Source organism: Alicyclobacillus sp. ALC3, from assembly GCF_028751195.1.
Classification (GTDB): Bacteria; Bacillota; Bacilli; order Alicyclobacillales; family Alicyclobacillaceae; genus Alicyclobacillus_L.
This window is the reverse complement of record NZ_CP066784.1, coordinates 3,852,138-3,868,696: the sequence shown is the minus strand read 5'-3', so window position 1 is coordinate 3,868,696 and position 16,559 is coordinate 3,852,138. Positions and strand designations below refer to the sequence as shown.

The 16,559-nt window shown below is 57.6% G+C and carries 15 protein-coding genes; 4 read left to right on the top strand and 11 right to left on the bottom strand.

What is annotated here, in order from left to right:
- Positions 1 to 45: 45 nt before the first annotated feature.
- The 4 genes from JC200_RS17790 to pheS form a co-directional block, all read right to left on the bottom strand.
- On the bottom strand, positions 46 to 546 hold the full coding sequence (locus JC200_RS17790; protein WP_274433042.1) for a CvpA family protein: 501 nt from the start codon (positions 544 to 546) through the stop codon (positions 46 to 48).
- Between the two features lie 27 nt (positions 547 to 573).
- On the bottom strand, positions 574 to 846 hold the full coding sequence (gene zapA / locus JC200_RS17785; protein ID WP_274433041.1) for a cell division protein ZapA: 273 nt from the start codon (positions 844 to 846) through the stop codon (positions 574 to 576).
- Positions 847 to 923: 77 nt separating this feature from the next.
- A complete protein-coding gene (pheT, locus tag JC200_RS17780) occupies positions 924 to 3,425 on the bottom strand; it encodes a phenylalanine--tRNA ligase subunit beta (RefSeq protein WP_274433040.1) in 2,502 nt (833 codons plus the stop codon).
- Positions 3,426 to 3,438: 13 nt separating this feature from the next.
- On the bottom strand, positions 3,439 to 4,464 hold the full coding sequence (gene pheS, locus JC200_RS17775) for a phenylalanine--tRNA ligase subunit alpha (RefSeq protein ID WP_443111923.1): 1,026 nt from the start codon (positions 4,462 to 4,464) through the stop codon (positions 3,439 to 3,441).
- 639 nt (positions 4,465 to 5,103) lie between these two features.
- On the opposite strand from pheS, the gene JC200_RS17770 reads away from it, so the two are divergent.
- The 3 genes from JC200_RS17770 to JC200_RS17760 all read left to right on the top strand — a co-directional run bounded on the left by JC200_RS17770 (position 5,104) and on the right by JC200_RS17760 (position 6,859).
- Complete coding sequence (locus tag JC200_RS17770) at positions 5,104 to 5,442, top strand: PadR family transcriptional regulator (RefSeq protein WP_274433039.1); 339 nt, start codon at positions 5,104 to 5,106, stop codon at positions 5,440 to 5,442.
- Entirely contained in the window at positions 5,443 to 6,060 is a 618-nt protein-coding gene (locus tag JC200_RS17765; RefSeq protein WP_274433038.1) for a permease prefix domain 1-containing protein, read from the top strand.
- Positions 6,061 to 6,226: 166 nt separating this feature from the next.
- Positions 6,227 to 6,859: a permease prefix domain 1-containing protein gene (locus JC200_RS17760; RefSeq protein WP_274433037.1), complete on the top strand. Its 633-nt coding sequence runs from the start codon at positions 6,227 to 6,229 to the stop codon at positions 6,857 to 6,859.
- Between the two features lie 350 nt (positions 6,860 to 7,209).
- Here JC200_RS17760 and JC200_RS17755 read toward each other — a convergent pair whose 3' ends face one another.
- The 4 genes from JC200_RS17755 to JC200_RS17740 form a co-directional block, all read right to left on the bottom strand.
- Complete coding sequence (locus JC200_RS17755) at positions 7,210 to 8,412, bottom strand: acyl-CoA dehydrogenase (protein ID WP_274433036.1); 1,203 nt, start codon at positions 8,410 to 8,412, stop codon at positions 7,210 to 7,212.
- Between the two features lie 31 nt (positions 8,413 to 8,443).
- Positions 8,444 to 8,836, bottom strand: a complete 393-nt coding sequence (locus JC200_RS17750) for a hotdog fold thioesterase (RefSeq protein WP_274433035.1) — start codon at positions 8,834 to 8,836, stop codon at positions 8,444 to 8,446.
- 99 nt (positions 8,837 to 8,935) lie between these two features.
- Positions 8,936 to 9,943, bottom strand: coding sequence for an aldo/keto reductase (locus JC200_RS17745; RefSeq protein WP_274433034.1), 1,008 nt, complete (start codon positions 9,941 to 9,943; stop codon positions 8,936 to 8,938).
- 127 nt (positions 9,944 to 10,070) lie between these two features.
- On the bottom strand, positions 10,071 to 12,179 hold the full coding sequence (locus JC200_RS17740) for a S9 family peptidase (protein ID WP_274433033.1): 2,109 nt from the start codon (positions 12,177 to 12,179) through the stop codon (positions 10,071 to 10,073).
- A 175-nt stretch (positions 12,180 to 12,354) separates the two neighbouring features.
- Here JC200_RS17740 and JC200_RS17735 point away from each other — a divergent pair, with 175 nt between their 5' ends.
- Positions 12,355 to 12,888, top strand: coding sequence for a DUF7130 family rubredoxin-like protein (locus tag JC200_RS17735; protein ID WP_274433032.1), 534 nt, complete (start codon positions 12,355 to 12,357; stop codon positions 12,886 to 12,888).
- A 117-nt stretch (positions 12,889 to 13,005) separates the two neighbouring features.
- On the opposite strand, the gene JC200_RS17730 is transcribed toward JC200_RS17735, so the two are convergent.
- From JC200_RS17730 to JC200_RS17720, 3 genes are all read right to left on the bottom strand, one after another.
- Positions 13,006 to 14,241 (bottom strand): cation:proton antiporter, encoded by a 1,236-nt coding sequence (locus JC200_RS17730; RefSeq protein ID WP_274436585.1) that lies wholly within the window; start codon positions 14,239 to 14,241, stop codon positions 13,006 to 13,008.
- A 90-nt stretch (positions 14,242 to 14,331) separates the two neighbouring features.
- Positions 14,332 to 14,994, bottom strand: a complete 663-nt coding sequence (locus JC200_RS17725) for a potassium channel family protein (protein WP_274433031.1) — start codon at positions 14,992 to 14,994, stop codon at positions 14,332 to 14,334.
- 13 nt (positions 14,995 to 15,007) lie between these two features.
- Positions 15,008 to 16,321 carry a TrkH family potassium uptake protein gene (locus JC200_RS17720; protein WP_274433030.1) on the bottom strand — a complete coding sequence of 438 codons (1,314 nt, stop codon included), beginning with the start codon at positions 16,319 to 16,321 and terminating at the stop codon, positions 15,008 to 15,010.
- Positions 16,322 to 16,559: the final 238 nt, after the last annotated feature.

Sequence of the window (16,559 nt, the reverse complement as noted above, 5' to 3'; positions counted from 1 at the left end):
CAACCCAAAACAGAGCCCCGCAGGGCTCCGTTTGTGTTTGCAGGCCTACGCCTTCTTGAGCGTCTGGTGAATGTTCATCCACTGCACGATTTGCGACCCGTTCAAACTCGACTGCAACCCCGGCGAATTGACATACTGCAGGACTAACACAGCTACGTACACGAACACAATCGACAGGATGAGGCCAGCAGCGAGACCTGCCAGCCGATTTAGTGTCGACAATACGGGCAAGTGGAACAGCGCATCCACGAGCCCCGCCGCAAACCGAAGCAGAATGTAGACGACGACAAAAATCACTGCGAACGACACCATTCCAGACAGACCGCCAAGCATGTAGTGAAATGGGCTGCCTTGCGGCGGCGCCCAGCGGCTGTTTTTCAGCAACGGCGTAATGACTGGCAACAAATACGGACGCAGCCAGAGCGAGAGCAAGTATGCAATGACCACTCCAAACAACCGTGTAACCTGACGGACCAGGCCCGTTCGGTAGCCGTTCCAACCGCCAATCGCCACGATAATCACGATGGCGAGGTCGACGATGTTCACTGGGTGCCCTCCTTGCTTCCGCAGCGTCTACCGCGGCGGTGACTTCGTGCGCTCATCAAGCAACGCAACCAGTTCGTCATACTGCTTTTGCAGCAGCAACAGGTCGTTGGCCAAATTTACTGCAGTCAACACAGCCACCCGTTTCGCGTCCAAGTATGTGTGCGACATGGACAACGCTCGCATCAGGTCGTCTACGGTTTTGGCGACTTGTTTCATATGGTCAACAGACTCGCTGCCGCGGAGCGTGTACTGATTCCCGTGTATGTCTACTCGAATTTTGTTTGTGCTGCTGCGCTCCACTGGACGTCCCTCCCGGCTAGCCGCTGTTGCCTTGGTATTCGTGCCGGCAGGCGAAATTCCTGCCGAACACCGTCGAATCAGCCGCGCAGCACAGCGCCTGTTTGCCCTTCCCAGGCATCTAGGACAGCTCGTTCAGCGACTGCAATGTCGTCATCTGTCAAGGTACGGTCCGCAGCACGGAAGGTCAACGCCAGGGCAACGCTCTTCATTCCTTCGGGAACGCCAGTACCGGTATACACGTCAAACACCTCGCATGACTCCAGCAAATCCCCATTTAGACTCGCCACGTCGTAGGCAATGGTAACCAGCCGTCCGACTTCCAGCCCGCGTGGTACAACCACCGCCAAGTCCCTGCGCGACGCAGGGTAGCGGGGTAGACTCTGCACCCGCAGCACTGGTACCGTTAACTCCAGCAAGTGGTCCAAACTCATCTGTGCGTATAGCCCGCGTTCTAACTCGAGCTTGGCGGCGGTCTCCGGGTGAAGTTCACCAAATGACCCCACCACTTCGCCGTCAATCTTCACCACAGCAGTACGACCTGGGTGCAGCCAAGCGACCTCGCCTGCTTCGTAAGAAGCGCGGTGCGCTAACCCAATCGTTTCAAGCCAGCCCTCTACTACGCCTTTTACATCGGCAAAGTCGTACTTCCTTGACCGCTCGCCAAAAGCGCTGTCTACCGCACCAAACCACAGCCCTGCCCACTCCATGCGCTCTGTCGGCTGTTTTGTGAGGGGCAACGCGTCCGGCCAATAGACCTTGCCGATCTCGAACACCTGTCCACCTGCGACGCCGTGCGCCAGGTTGTGCGCAGCGACCTGCGCCAAACCTGGCAAAAGGTGCGTGCGTAAGGCGATACGCTCGTCAGAGAGTGGACGCAGAAGCGGAATCATCCGGCGATAAGCGGAGTCTTCGGGCAAGCGCAGCGGCACGAGCGCAGCGGGGTGACTAAACGTGTACGTGTACACTTCAGTCAGACCAAAGCCCAGCAAAACCTGACGAGTAGCGCGGCGTAAACGCTGACCGCGGTTGCGCACACCGACCGTCGTTGGGCCTTCCGGGAGCGTCGACGGTACTTCACCAAAACCACAGATGCGTCCGACTTCTTCCACGAGGTCGGCTTCGATGCGCAGGTCTGGCCGCCTGGTTGGCACAGCCACCTGCCACTCACTGGCTGACTGGCCTTGTTCTACGCACAGGCCAAGGCGGCGGAACACGTCATCTATCTGCGCCGGCGTGAAATTCGTGCCAAGCATGTCGTTGCAACGCTGCGGCGAAAATGCGATCGTTACACCTTCACTTGGCGTCGCCCCACTCACCTGCACGACAATTTCCCCGACCCGCCTCGCCCCGGACAAACTCTCGAGCAAAGCGGTGGCGCGTTCTAGCGCTCCAGTCACGGCTTTGCTGTCGACTCCCTTTTCAAAGCGCTGCTGTGCTTCCGAGCGCAGCCCAAGGCGCTGACCGGTCCGGCGCACACTCGGCGCATCAAACGCAGCAGATTCAATAATGGTCTGTTGTGTTGCGTCCGTGATTTCCGAGTTCGCTCCACCCATCACACCTGCAATGCCGATGGCACGGTCAACATCCGCGATGACGATGGTGTCCTCGGTCAGTTCGCGAGTCTCGCCATCGAGCGAAACAATCTGTTCTCCCACACGGCCCTGACGGACGACAATCGTGCGCTCGTGAACCTGGTCGAGGTCAAACGCGTGCAGCGGCTGTCCCCATTCGAGCATGACGTAGTTGGTCACGTCGACAATCAGGCTGATTGGGCGCACCCCCATGGCCAGCAACCGCATCTGCATCCACAGTGGCGCTGCCCCCTGTCCAAGCCCAGTTAAAACCTGCGCTTCGTAACGGCTGCAGCGCGGCGTCTCAATTTTGATCTCGACGGCTGGCAGAGCGGTAACTGCTGCGCTGGTCGCGCCAACGTCTGTGCGACCACCTCCACCTCCACCGACTGTGGCCGTTGCGCCGTTGCGTCCGGACTCATCAAAGCGAACCGGGCGGTCAAGCAGTGCCCCGACTTCGTAGGCAAGACCACGCAGTGACAGACAGTCACTGCGGTTTGGCGTCAAGTCAATCTCAAGCACAGTATCATCAAGGCCGAGTAACTCCACGATGTCCGCGCCAATTGGCGCATCCTCCGGCAGGACAAGAATCCCGTCCGTCTGGGCTTTCGACATCAGTCGGACTTCAAGACCGAGTTCCTTCGCAGAGCAAATCATGCCTTGGGACTCAATCCCCCGCAGCTTTGCCACACCGATGTCGCCGCCAGGCAAGGAACTCCCTGGAAGGGCTACAGGCACACGTTGGCCCGCCGCAACGTTTGCGGCGCCACAGACAATCGTGCGCGGCTGCGCCTCACCGACATCGACGCTGCAGACATGGAGCCTATCCGCGTTTGGGTGTTGCTCACACGTGAGCACATGTCCAACCACGACGCCCTGCACCCCCTGGTTGCGCGGTTCGATTGCATCCACCGCCAGGCCGGCGTTGGTGAGGAGATTGGCGAGATTGGCCGGATTAATGTCGTGAACGTCGACGTACTCATTCAGCCACTGTATGGATACCTTCACTTTGCCATCCCCCTCACATCACGCGCGTAAACTGCTTGAGCAGCCGCAAGTCGTTTTGATACAGCAAACGAATGTCGTCAATTCCGTACTTGAGCATCGCAATGCGCTCAGGCCCCATGCCAAACGCAAATCCACTGAAGCGCTTGCTGTCGTACCCAGCTGCATCAAGCACGTTGGGGTGGACCATGCCGGAGCCCAAAATTTCAATCCAGCCGGTGTCTTTACAAACGCGGCAACCCTTGCCGCCGCAGGTAATGCAGCGGACATCGACCTCGGCGCTCGGTTCCGTAAACGGGAAGAAACTCGGCCGCAAACGGACTGCCTGGTCAGGTCCGAAGATGGCGCGCGCAAACTGTTCGAGAATGCCTTTGAGGTCGCTCATGCGAATTCCTTCGTCCACGACGAGACCCTCAATCTGCGTAAACGCATGCGAGTGTGTCGCGTCGTCCTCATCGCGGCGGTACACGCGGCCCGGCACAATCACCTTCACTGGCGCGTTTGGCCGCATCTGCTCCATCGTCCTCACCTGCATCGGGGACGTGTGCGTCCGCAACAACAGTTCTTCCGTCAGGTAAAAGGTGTCCTGCATGTCGCGCGCCGGGTGGTCTTTCGGGATGTTCAGCATCTCGAAGTTGTAGGTGTCCGTCTCCACTTCCGGTCCCTCTGCGATGGTGAAGCCCATGCCGAGGAAGACGTCTTCGATCTCCTCAATGACCTGCATCAGTGGGTGCATCGCCCCCCGTGGCCTCTTGCGCCCAGGCAAGGTGACGTCAATCGTCTCAGCAGCCAACCGCGCTGCCAACGCCGCCTCTTCAACCGCCTCGTGCTTAGCGTCAAAGGCCTCCTGCAGTGCTGCCCGAGCCTCGTTGACCCAACCGCCGACGACAGGTCGCTCTTCCGCCGATAGACCGCCCATTTGCCGGGACACCTGCGTGAGTGGACTCTTCTTGCCGAGGTACGTCACTCGCCAATCGTCTAGTGCTCGCGCGTCTGTCACAGCATCAAGGCTGTCCAGCCCTTCACGTTTTGCCGCTTCCACTTGTGACTCGATTTCATGTAGTTCCAAGGTTCACCCTCCAGTCGCTCTCATCTAGTCTCGCCCGCCCCCGCAGCATCACAAACCCACTTTGGCGGGGTCACGCCGCCCGCCTTGACGGCGCCATCCCTGCGAGTGCGAGCGGGATCAAAAAAAGCAGTTCGTCACAAGGGACGACTGCTCGCGGTACCACCCTTTTTGACAGTTGCAAAGCACACCTCAACTGTCCTCTCGCGGCCCTGTATCGGGGGCAAATCGGCGTAATGTACTGAGCTGTCCACAGGTCTAGGTCTGCAATGCATGTGCGTTCAGCCGTTCCACCGCGCAGCTCCAAGGTGAACTTCCCACTCACTGCCGCGTAGTCCGCTCTCAGTCTCGGCGGAACCTCCCTGGTACGGGCCTTGTCAAGTGGTACTCTCCCTGTCATCGCTCTGTACGATATGCGCGTCACTTACGAGGAATGTCGCCCGGTGCTTCCCCGCGTGCCGCATTGCCTTTTAGTATAGCGAAGGCGAGTCAGGGAGATCAAGAGAGAGGTAGGCAAGACATTGCTCGACACAGCGACACCGGAAGACTTCCGCACAATTACCTTGCAATGCGAGGTAATATTGATTACGATGTTGCTAAGATGAGGTGCTGCTCGTGGAGATCAACACGCAGGTCCTAAAAGGCCATATCGATGCCATCATCCTCGCCCTGCTTGCAGACCGCGACATGTACGGTTACGAACTTGCGGAAGAGGTGCAACATCGGTCAAACGGAGATTTTCAACTCAAGGAGGGGACCATGTACGTTTCCCTCAAGCGCCTCGAGATAGCCGGACTCGTCGAGTCCTACTGGGGTGGGACGGAGGGCGGCGGCGCTCGCCGCAAGTACTACCACCTGCGCATCGCAGGTCACGAGCAGTTGGCGCAGCGCAGAGCGGAATGGGTGTTCGTGAAATCGGTAGTGGACACGTTCCTGGGAAGGGATGAAAAGTAGATGGACAACACTGGAATGAGTATTGACGACTACGTCGAGTCGCTCTACCGCGGTCTCGACGGTCACGGAGATGCCGCTGAGCTGAAGGAGGAAATGCGAGGTCACCTAGAGGATGCGGCGCAACGACTGCGAGAGGAGGGCTACTCTGAAGCAGACAGCGTGCGCATCGCAATCGAGCGATTCGGAGACGAGGCAGCAGTGCGCCGCGACCTCTCCAGTTTGTACGCGTCTTCCCCGCCCCTGCCCCCGCCTGGGTCTGGGTCTGGGCCGACTGAGGGGACATCTGGTATCCCACCGCTCCAGCCGAGTGCTGACGTCGTTCCGCGCAAAGGCGTGTCTGCGCTTGTGCTGGCCATCCTCGCCTTGTTCATCCCGGTGGCCGGCCTCGTTCTTGCCGTCATCGGCCTCGTCATCGCGATCCGCAACCTGCGGCGTCCCGGCCCTACTGTCGTGTCCCCGGTTGTATCCGGCATTGCCCTCGCCCTTGCGATTGTCGGAATACTGATGCAGTTTTTAGTGTTTTCTGGAATTGTCATGTATTTTGGGGTCGCCACCAGCGGTAGCGCGACGCAAGTTCACTATAACCAAGCCGTAGCCAACGCTGTCGGGGGTCCATAGGCACAGCCCTGATGAGGTGCTGCTCGTGGAAATCCACACGGGGCGGCGCTCGCCGCAGCTACTACCACCTGCGCGTTGCAGGTCACGAGCAACCGGCGCAGCAGAGAGTAGAGTGGTGTTCGTGAAGTCGGTAGTGGACACGTTCCCGGGAAGGGATGAACAGTAAATGGACAACACCGGAATGAGTATTGACGACTACGTCGAGTCGCTCTACCGCGGTATCGACGGTCGCGGGGATGCCGCTGAGCTGAAGGAGGAAATGCGAGATCACCTAGAGGATGCGGCGCAACGATTGCGAGCAGAGGGCTACTCCGAAACAGATAGCGTGCGCGTCGCAATGGAGCGATTCGGAGACGAGGCATCCGTGCGCCAAGGTCTCGACGCATTGTATGCATCCCCAGGTGAGGGCCACAGTGACAGCCTTTCGCAGACCCTGGCTGAACCGGGTCAGCCGCCAATGAAACCCCACGGCGCCAGCGACAGTGGCGGTCCGCGACGTGGCATCTCCGCACTGGTCTACGCCATTTTGGCCGTCTTCATCCCTGTCGTCGGCATCCCGTTCGCCATCATCGCCCTCGTTCGAGCCGTCCAGAACTTGCGTAGAGCACGTTCGCAGACCGTAGTGCCGATAGTGTCAGGTCTTGCAATCGCCATCGCGATCATCGCTCTCATCTGGCAGTTGTTCTACATTCTCGGCATCTTCAACTACGTGCTGTACTTCCACGTCACAGGGTCAAGTTCTGCTCACCACATCACTACTTCACAGGGGGCGGTGACCGCTACCGGAGGCCACCCGTAACATATGCGCGAAATCCACTTTCTCATAGTAGACAGGCTCTCACCCTGTCAAACGCAGCTTCCCACCTGGCCCACCTGGCCCACCTGGCCCACGGCATGTGATCAAAGTGAGCGTTATATCGCGAAACGGGCGTTTTGCGGCGGCGATAGCGAAACTTTTGTTCGCTCGCCTCGTCAAAAGCCCGTTTTTTGGGGGCATCTCGCGAAATAGCGAAAATTATGCTCATTAGAGTCCATCGTTATGTCACCTTCGCGACTTTAACGTACATTTTGGGCGTTGTTGCGCCCACGCCGTGGCACCCGTGGCACCCACGCCACGCCACACTGCCCGCCGCTGGCGGCCCGAAAACCTTACAGCCCGCGTAGTTCCAGTCGCGCCACGTCGCGGCGGTGCACCTCGTCCGGACCATCCGCCAGACGCAGTGTGCGCGCCGCGGCCCACATCGCGGCGAGCGGGAAGTCGTCGCTCACCCCAGCACCACCGTGCACCTGAATCGCGCGGTCAATCACGCGCAACGCCATGTTTGGCGCCACCACTTTAATCATCGCGATCTCTTTGCGCGCGACTTTGTTGCCCACCGTGTCCATCATGTACGCGGCTTTCAAAGTGAGCAGCCGGGCCTGTTCAATCTCGATGCGCGAATCCGCGATCCACTCGCGCACAACGCCCTGGTCTGCCAACGGCTTGCCAAAGGCGACTCGGTCCTTCGCGCGCGTCACCATCAACCCTAGCGCCCGCTCCGCCGCGCCGATGAGGCGCATGCAATGGTGGATGCGCCCGGGTCCAAGGCGCCCTTGCGCAATGGCAAACCCTTTCCCTTCACCCCACAGGATGTTGGTGACCGGGACGCGGACGTGATCGTAGAAAATTTCACCGTGCCCGTGTGGCGCTTCGTCGTAGCCAAAGACAGGAACCTGGCGCTCGATGTGAACCCCTGGCGAATCGAGCGGCACCAGGACCATCGACTGCTGCACGTGTCGCTCTGCAGTCGGGTCCGTCTTGCCCATGACAATAGCGACTTGACAGCGCGGGTCACCCGCTCCAGAAGACCACCACTTGCGACCGGTGATGACGTACTCGTCCCCGTCGCGCTCAATCCGAGCTTCGATATTCGTCGCGTCCGACGACGCCACTTGCGGCTCGGTCATCGAGAAGGCAGAGCGGATTTCTCCATTCAGGAGCGGCTTCAGCCACTGCTCCTTCTGCTCCTCACTGCCGTAGCGGACCAACACTTCCATATTGCCTGTGTCTGGCGCATTGCAGTTGAACACTTCCGGCGCAATCGAAGAGCGCCCCATGATTTCGCAGAGCGGTGCGTACTCCAGGTTGGTGAGTCCAGCCCCGTACTCACTCTCGGGCAGAAACAGATTCCAGAGACCAGCGGCCTTCGCCTTCGCCTTCATCTCTTCCATGATAGGTGGAATTGTCCAACGGTTTTCCGCCTCCCGAATGTAGCGGTGGTATTCCGCTTCGCCCGGATAGACGACCTCGTCCATGAACTCCATCAACTGGTTACGAAGCTTTTGCACCTTGTCCGAGTAATCGAATTCCATCGTCGTCCGCCTCCTGCTCATGTGCCCGGGCTTACTCTACGCGTGGAACCACTGCCATTGTGCAACGAGAGACACAGATGAGGCGCTCCGCCTCGTCCTTAATCTCAATCTGCCAGACCATGGTCGTTCGGCCTCTGTGCAGAGGCGTAGCCACCGCCGTCACCACGCCATCTCGTTTGGAGCGAATGTGATTTGCGTTGATCTCGAGTCCAACCGGCGCGTACTTCTGCGAATCTACGTTGGCCGCGGCGCCGAAGCTCGCCACAGTCTCGGCGAGCGCGACCGATGCGCCGCCGTGGAGGATTCCGTACGGCTGGCGTGTGGCAGGTCCTACAGGCATCGTCGCGACAACGCGGTCTGCCGTCAATTCCACGATGTCAATGCCGAGTGCCTCCAGCAACGTTCCCTTTGTCGATAAGTCCACCGCGCTCCCACACTCCTTCAACAGCTGACTTGACGGGATCCGCCTGGGTGGACGCGTGAGACGAAGCCGTCAACCCAAGCGGTTGTCCCCGCTCGTGCCCTAGCGCGCTTCCTTGCGACGCGGTAAGGACCACCATAACTGATCGAGGGCCGCAAGGTCCTCTTCACCAATTGGCTCTGCATTCGCTGCAGCTAAGGATGCATCGAGCTGCTCAGGGCGGCTGGCGCCGATGATCGCGCTGGTGATGCCAGGTTGCTGCGTCACCCAGCGCACAGCGGTCGTCGCCATGTTCAGGCCCCGGGATTCACAGAAGTCACGGTATTCCTCCACTGCAGCAAACGTCGCATCTTGCCAGTACCGCTCCTGGTACATGGACCCGGCACCGACCCCGAGTCCGCCCAGAGTAAACCTTGTGCCGGCCTGCGGTTTGTCTCCAGGTTGATAGCGACCGGTCAGCATTCCGCCCGCGAGTGGGTTGTAGGACATGATGCCGACACCCTCGTCAAGACACATCGGTACGAGTTCATCTTCGATCATCCGGAACAACAGGTTGTACCGAGGCTGTACACTGGCGATCCGAACGTAGTGTTCTGCGAGCGATACGCCAAGAGCTTTTTCAATTTGCCAGGCGCGCCAATTTGATACGCCGATGTAGCGTACCTTGCCAGACGACACAAGGTCGTCCCAGGCCCGCATGGTTTCTTCCACCGGCGTCGATGAGTCGAAGCGGTGGGCCTGATACAGGTCGATATAGTCGGTTTGCAGCCGCTGCAGGCTCGCGTCAACAGCGTCCATGATGTGTCCTCGACTGAGTCCAACGTCGTTTGGGAAGGCACTCGACTGACCAAAACACTTGGTCGCGAGAACCACCTTGTTGCGGCGACCTTTGAGCCACTTGCCGATAATCGCCTCCGTGTTGCCAAACGTCTCGTACGTTCCCCCAAGCGGGTAGACATCTGCTGTGTCGATAAAGAACACACCTGCGTCAAAAGCCTTGTCAAGAATCGCGAACGAGGTGGCTTCGTCAGCCTGATTCGAAAACGTCATCGTTCCAAGGCAAAGAGCCGATACCTTCAGTCCCGTACGTCCGAGCTTTCGGACCTCCATTTGCTCTCCTCCATTCCGCTCTGTACTTCATGCGCACCACGACACAGCACGCTCACACCTACCTGATTGGGGGAAACAGCCTCCGCTGCTTTCCCCGCACCAGTTTCAGTACCACACACAAGGTCTCCTAAGCGCGCGGCAGGCGCGCGTGAATGTAGTCAAAGATGGCGTTCAGACGGGCCAAACGCAACTTCGGCTTGCCGTCTCGGGACAACCCGTGACTGGCGTTTGGCACCCGCAACAGCTCTACTTCGCTGCCGTTGCGCTTAATTGCTGTGTAGAACTGCTCGGATTGTTCCATCGGACAACGCAGGTCGTTTTCCGAGTGGATCAACAGCAGCGGTGTCTTCACGTTTTGCGCGTACTTCAGCGGAGACATCTGCCACAATGCTTCGGCATTCGTAAAGATGTCGCCGCCCAACTGCGACTCGACAAACAGCGGACCGCAGTCAGACGCTCCGTAAAATGAGAACCAGTTGCTGATGGACCGCTGCGACACAGCGGCAAAGAAGCGGTCTTCGTGGCCTACCAGCCAGTTCGTCATAAAGCCACCGTAGCTTCCGCCTGTCACCGCCACCTTGGTGCCGTCAAGGAAGTCAAACTTCGAAATTGCAGCTTCGAGCCCGTTCATGACATCGGCTGCGTCGCCCTCGCCGTAGTGATTGCGCACGCCGTTTACAAACTCCTGACCGTAACTCGTGCCGCCGCGCGGATTGACGAACACGACCGCATATCCCTGGGCCGCAATCCACTGCATTTCGTGGAACATCGCATAACCATAGTTCAGCTGTGGCCCACCGTGAATCTCCAGCAGCACCGGGTACCTTTTGCCAGCTTGCGCCTGCGGCGGCTTAATCACCCAACCCTGGACTTGCCAATCGTCTTGCGACTGGTACCAGAACGGCTCCGGATCGACGAGCTGGACATCGGCAAGGAACGCGTTCGTGCGGTCAAGGCGGATCTCGGTAGCCGGGAAGAACGGCGTACGCACTTCCGTCATGTGCTCCTTCACGTCGCGGAACGCGCGCGCGGCCGGTTTGACGCCAGCGATGTCGACAGTCGCAATCATTCCAGGCGTTGTGGGCGTCGCATAGCAGATCACGAACTTAGTAACGCCATCAGATGCGAAGCCAATCACTTCGCGCGAACCGCCGATCACGACCTGTGGGGACTCTTTCCCGGCTACGTCAAAACGCACCACTTCTGTCGCGCCTTCGCGCGTGCTGAGCACGTAAATGGCTGTTCCGTCTGCGGACCAGATTGGAGACTGTGCTCGCGAGCTAGCATGGACGTCCGAAAGCACCCGGTCATCCACGGTGTCAGGGAAGTCGGCAGTTAATTTGACAGCCGGGCCGCCGTCGGACGGGATCAGAAACAGGTGCGTGTGCGCGGCAGACCAGTATGTAAACTGTTCGTCGCCATTTCCAAGTACTGCGAGCTGGCGACCGTCTGGCGAATACGTCAGTTGGCCAGCGGAAACTTCACTCGACAACAGTTCCAAGTCGCCTCCAGCAGCCGGAACGCGGTACAAATCAGCTGCCCACCACTCCAGGTCCGGATTTTCGCGCCGATTAGACACAAACGCAACACTGCGCCCGTCCGGCGAAACAGTCGGGCTGCCGACATCGTAGTTTCCTCTCGTCAGCTGCCGAAACGAGCCAGAGGCGACGTCGACTGCGACGAGTTGCGAATACCTGTGGTGCGTTAGCCCCGCTCCGTCGAGTTTGTAATAGAGACGGTCAAAACGCTTCGGACTGTCAGCCCAATCTTTGTCTTCCTTTTCCGACTGTTCACGAGCTTCTTTCTCAGTGACGTTGTCCTCGAACACGGCGACTTCACCGTCTCTTGGAGCTTCGGTCAGACCGTAAAGAGTAGTGCCATCCGGCGACCACACCAGGTTCGAAATCCCGTACCGAAACTTTGTCACGCGGCGGGCCTCACCACCTGACATAGAGAGCACCCAGGCCTGCAAACCAAAGGCGCGATCGGACAGAAATGCAACAGATTTGCCGTCCGGCGACCAAACAGCCCCCCGATTCCTTTTTCCAGCGCTCGTCAAGGCGCGCACTGAGTTGCCTTCGACGTCCGCGATCATCAACTGAGTGGTATATCCATCAGCCTCCACATCGGTGTGCGTTTCCTCAAACAGCACTTGGGCGCCGTCCGGGGACAGAGACGGATTTGCAACGAGTTCCAAGCGTAAAATGTCGTCTACTGCAACATGACGTTTCGTCAAATTCGGACATCTCCTTATAAATCCAGAGTACCTTACCCTTGTATCATACCAAATCAGCCAAGACTTACAGACAGCCTGCACCCGTATAACCCATCCCGTCCCGTACAAACTACGAACACCAAAGTCGCCATCGGGCTGCTTGCCATCTGCGAATTCGAAGACGGAGGAAACCGCCATGAATGCTAGCGAAATTATGATTGAAACCCCTGTCACACTCGACTTGGGCATGTCGATTCAAGAAGCAGCCAGCCACGCCGGACGGTCGACACTGGACATCTTGCCCGTTGTTGACGGAAGCGGTCAGTACCACGGCTCCGTATCGAAGGCCGCTTTGGTCGAAAACCTGCACGACAACCAAAAACGCGTCGAGGACGCGTGTTGCACAGACGCGTTGGTCTGTACCCCCAGCAAACCACTTGAACACTTCGCTCACGACGCACAGTCTCCTGTACCGCACCAAACCATCATGGTTGTCGACGAACAAAACCGTTTCCGGGGAGTCGTGCCTCATGTGCACTGGGCTGTGGACGAGGCCAAGACCCAGAGTGGCTACCCGCGCGACCCCCTGGAAGCTCGCACAGCGTCCATGCACTTACTCTACAAGTGCACCGACTGCGGAGAGATGATCCCCCGCAACTCGGGCATTCCCGCTCAGTGTCCAAGTTGCGGGGCCGGGCCGAATGACATCAGCCTCTACACAGAGGACTGAAGACCACGATGCGTTCACGATTCAGCAAACAGGGCTGTCCAAAGGCATTGTCATGCCCGGGACAGCCCTCGTTTGCTGACTCCATCTCATCACCTTGACCTGACAGGTCGGTCTTGACTAGACCTCCTCCTGCGGTTGGCTCGGTCCGAGCACGCCCAACCACTTCGCCACAACCCCTGTGGTACTCGCCTGGATCAAAATTGTGAGCAAGATGGCCATAAACGTAATCGCACTAATCACGTCTGCCCCCTTGACACCCTTGGCGACAAGCATTCCGGAGAGGGCAGCCGGAATTACGCCGGTCTCGCGAACCCAACACATAAACGTAACCTCACGTCCCTGCCATGCCGCGCGCCTGTCAAACAACACGGAAGAAAGCACGGACGCCGGTCGCGCAATCAGCATGAAAACAGCCACGATGAGCAGGCCCGCCCACAGGTACTGGTGTACGACCGTAAAATTGACCTGTGTCCCGAGCAGAACGAAGATCAGCATCCGCATCATCAGCGTCATCGCGTTGCCAAAGTGCATGATGTTATCCGTTGTATGCGACGCCAACGTCCACTTGAACGTCTGTGCATTGCCTGCGACGATGCCCGCCACGAACGCCGCCATAAATCCGCTCGCATGAAGTGTGCTTGCCAATTGGTAAGAACTAATGGCTGTAATCAGCAGAACGAACGAACCATACTCGTGAAACAGCCCCCACGCCTTGCGTGAAATGAGAATTAACGCAATCAGTCCAAGCACAATGCCAATCAAAAGACCGAGAACTGCAGAGCTCACAAAGGTCACGACTGCGGTGCCAACGTGAATCGAACCGCCCGTCGTAGCCGCGAGCAGTGTCATCGTGAGAACAGTACCCGTCGCATCGTTGAACGCGGATTCAGACTCCACAGTCTGCCGCAGGATGGGCAAAACGTAGACACGTCGGAACACCGGAATCAGAGTCGCCGGGTCAGTCGACGCGATGACGGCACCCACTAACAATGAAAACACCCACGGAGTGCCAAGCAACAGATGGACTGCGAGTCCGACGACGAAGGTCGACACAAACACACCAAGTGTCACAAGCAGTGAAATACTGACCCAGACGCGCCGCAACACGGACAGCGACACGCCTCGTCCACCCTCGAAAAGTATGAGCGTCGCACCAAAATTGAGGATGAACTGGTTTACGTTTGACTGACTTGGTTCACTGAGCAGGTTCAATACGGCAGGTCCAATGATAATGCCGTACACCAGATACGCAGCCACGTCCGGAATGCGGGGCTTCTCTGACAGCTTGCCGACAATCAGCCCGCCAACGAAAATGATCACCAAGGCCGTCCACGCGTGCTGCCAACTATCCATATGTACCAATTCAACAAGTCTCCTTTAGTGCACGAACTGACTGCCACAAGGGCCCGCTCAACCGGAGAACTGGTTGTCTACGGGCCCGAATCAATCCTCCATTCGTTGTGCAAGTGCCGTTAGCGCTTCAGATGTGCCGATACAGACCAACACATCCCCTTCAAAGACCTTGTCATTGGCCGACATCGGAAAGTGAACCTTACGTCCTCGTCGAGTCATGACCACTTGCACGCCGTATTTCTTCGGGAGGTTCAACTCCATCAAGGTGTGATTGACAATAGGCCCCCCCGCCTGCATCTCCATCATGAAGATTTCTTCGTACAGCTCAACCATCTCAAGAATGGCGGTCCGCGTCAGAAATCGCGCTAAGCGCACGCCGGAGTCGTACTCAGGGTAAATAATCCTGTCTGCGCCCAAACGGTCGAGGATCTTGCCGTGCGTTGTGTTCAACGCCTTCGTCACCGTGTACAAATTGAAGTCTTTACAGTTAATCGTGGCGTGATTCGATGCGCTTTCATTATCACCAATCGCGACAATGACAGCATCCACATTCTTAAACCCTACCTCTGCGAGAAACTCACTACTCTCCGCATTCCCAATCGCTGTGTGACACGAGTCCGGCAACACTTCAAGCGCTTCCGGATCACGGTCCACCACGATGACTTCGTGTCCGAGTCGGATGAGTTCCCTCGCCGCCCCTGTCCCAAAGCGACCCGCTCCGATGATCCCGATGGTTTTCGGCCGTTTTGCCATGTTAAATACCCTCTTATCCGATGAGAATTCGCTCTTGCAGGTAGCGAGCGTGTGATGGCTTTTGACGCGCCAAGCTGACCAAGAACGTCAGGATGCCGATGCGTCCAAAGTACATAGTAACAATCAAAACCCATTTCATGGTGTCGCCAATGGAACCGGTGATACCCGTTGAGAGGCCAACTGTACCAAATGCGGACACTTCTTCAAAAATGAGGCGCATGATTTGGATGTGTGGTTCAACAATCGCGTTGATCAGCGTTCCAGTCATAATGAGGCCGATGGCAAGCATGAAAATAACAAGCGACTTCGTCGCTAAATCCCACGGCAGCGTCCGTTCATGTGCAATGATGTCAGCCCGATTTCGCACGGTCGCTACGGTGGTTTTCACCATCATATAAAAAGTCGTCGTCTTGATACCTCCGCCTGTAGACCCGGGCGACGCACCAATAAACATGAAAATCGTGTAGATAAACCAGGTCACTTCACGCATGTTCCCAATCGGCACCGAGTCAAACCCGGCTGTTCGCAGCGTCACTGAGGAGAACCACGCGTTAAGAATTTTGTAGGGCCACGACAAGTGACTCATACTGTAATTCCACTCGAACAAGAGGGTCATCAACGTACCTGCCATCAACAATAAGGCTGTGACCTTAAGGACGACACGCGTGTGAAGCGACAGTAGCCTCGTCTGCCGATAAGAGTACAGTTCGACAAGCACGACAAACCCGATGCCACCAGCGATGATGAGGAAACTGGTGAGAATGAGCACGAGCGGGTCGTGCTGGAACCCTTCCAGATTGTTGCCCCACAAGTCGAAACCAGCATTGTTAAACGCGGAGATTACGTGGAACCCAGCAAATCCTGCAGCCCGCTGCCACGTGTATCCGTATCTAAAGTGCAAGTAGGGCGCCAGAATCACAAATCCGGCGCCCTCGAAGGACAGGCTGAAGTAAAGAATGCTTTTGATCAGTCTCACGATGCCATGAACGCCCGTGTTTTTGTCCTCGGCCATAAAGCGCCGTTGTCCGATGCTGATTTTGCGTCCGAGCATCAGGTACACCAAGGTTGTCACGAGCGTAATGCCAGACCCGCCAACTTGCATCAACAGCGCAATGACAACGTCACCAAACGGGGTCCACGTCGTCGCGGTGGATACGGTAGACAAGCCTGTCACATAAGAAGCGCTCGCAGACGTAAAGACCGCGTCTGTGAAGCTGACCGGCACCGTGCGGGAGACAGGCAACAGCAATAGAAAGCCGCCAAGCAGTGCGACGGCAGCGTAGCCAAAAGCGATCTTCTGCGCAGGTTTCAGCGGCAGAGACTTCAACCAGATTCCTCCTGGGTCAACCGCTCAGATGTAAAACAACGCCATTCTACAACAAGCATAGTGGATTGCAACCATCGTCACGCCTAATGATTTCGCTTACATCGCCCATTTTCAACCGTCAGCTGTGTTGCCGACTGTTTTCCTCGGCCCTCCCAATCTCTGCTCGAGCATAGTTAGGAATGCACAGTTGCATTGGCTGCCCACCTATGCATTCCTCTATTTCAGGCGCGATTTTCTA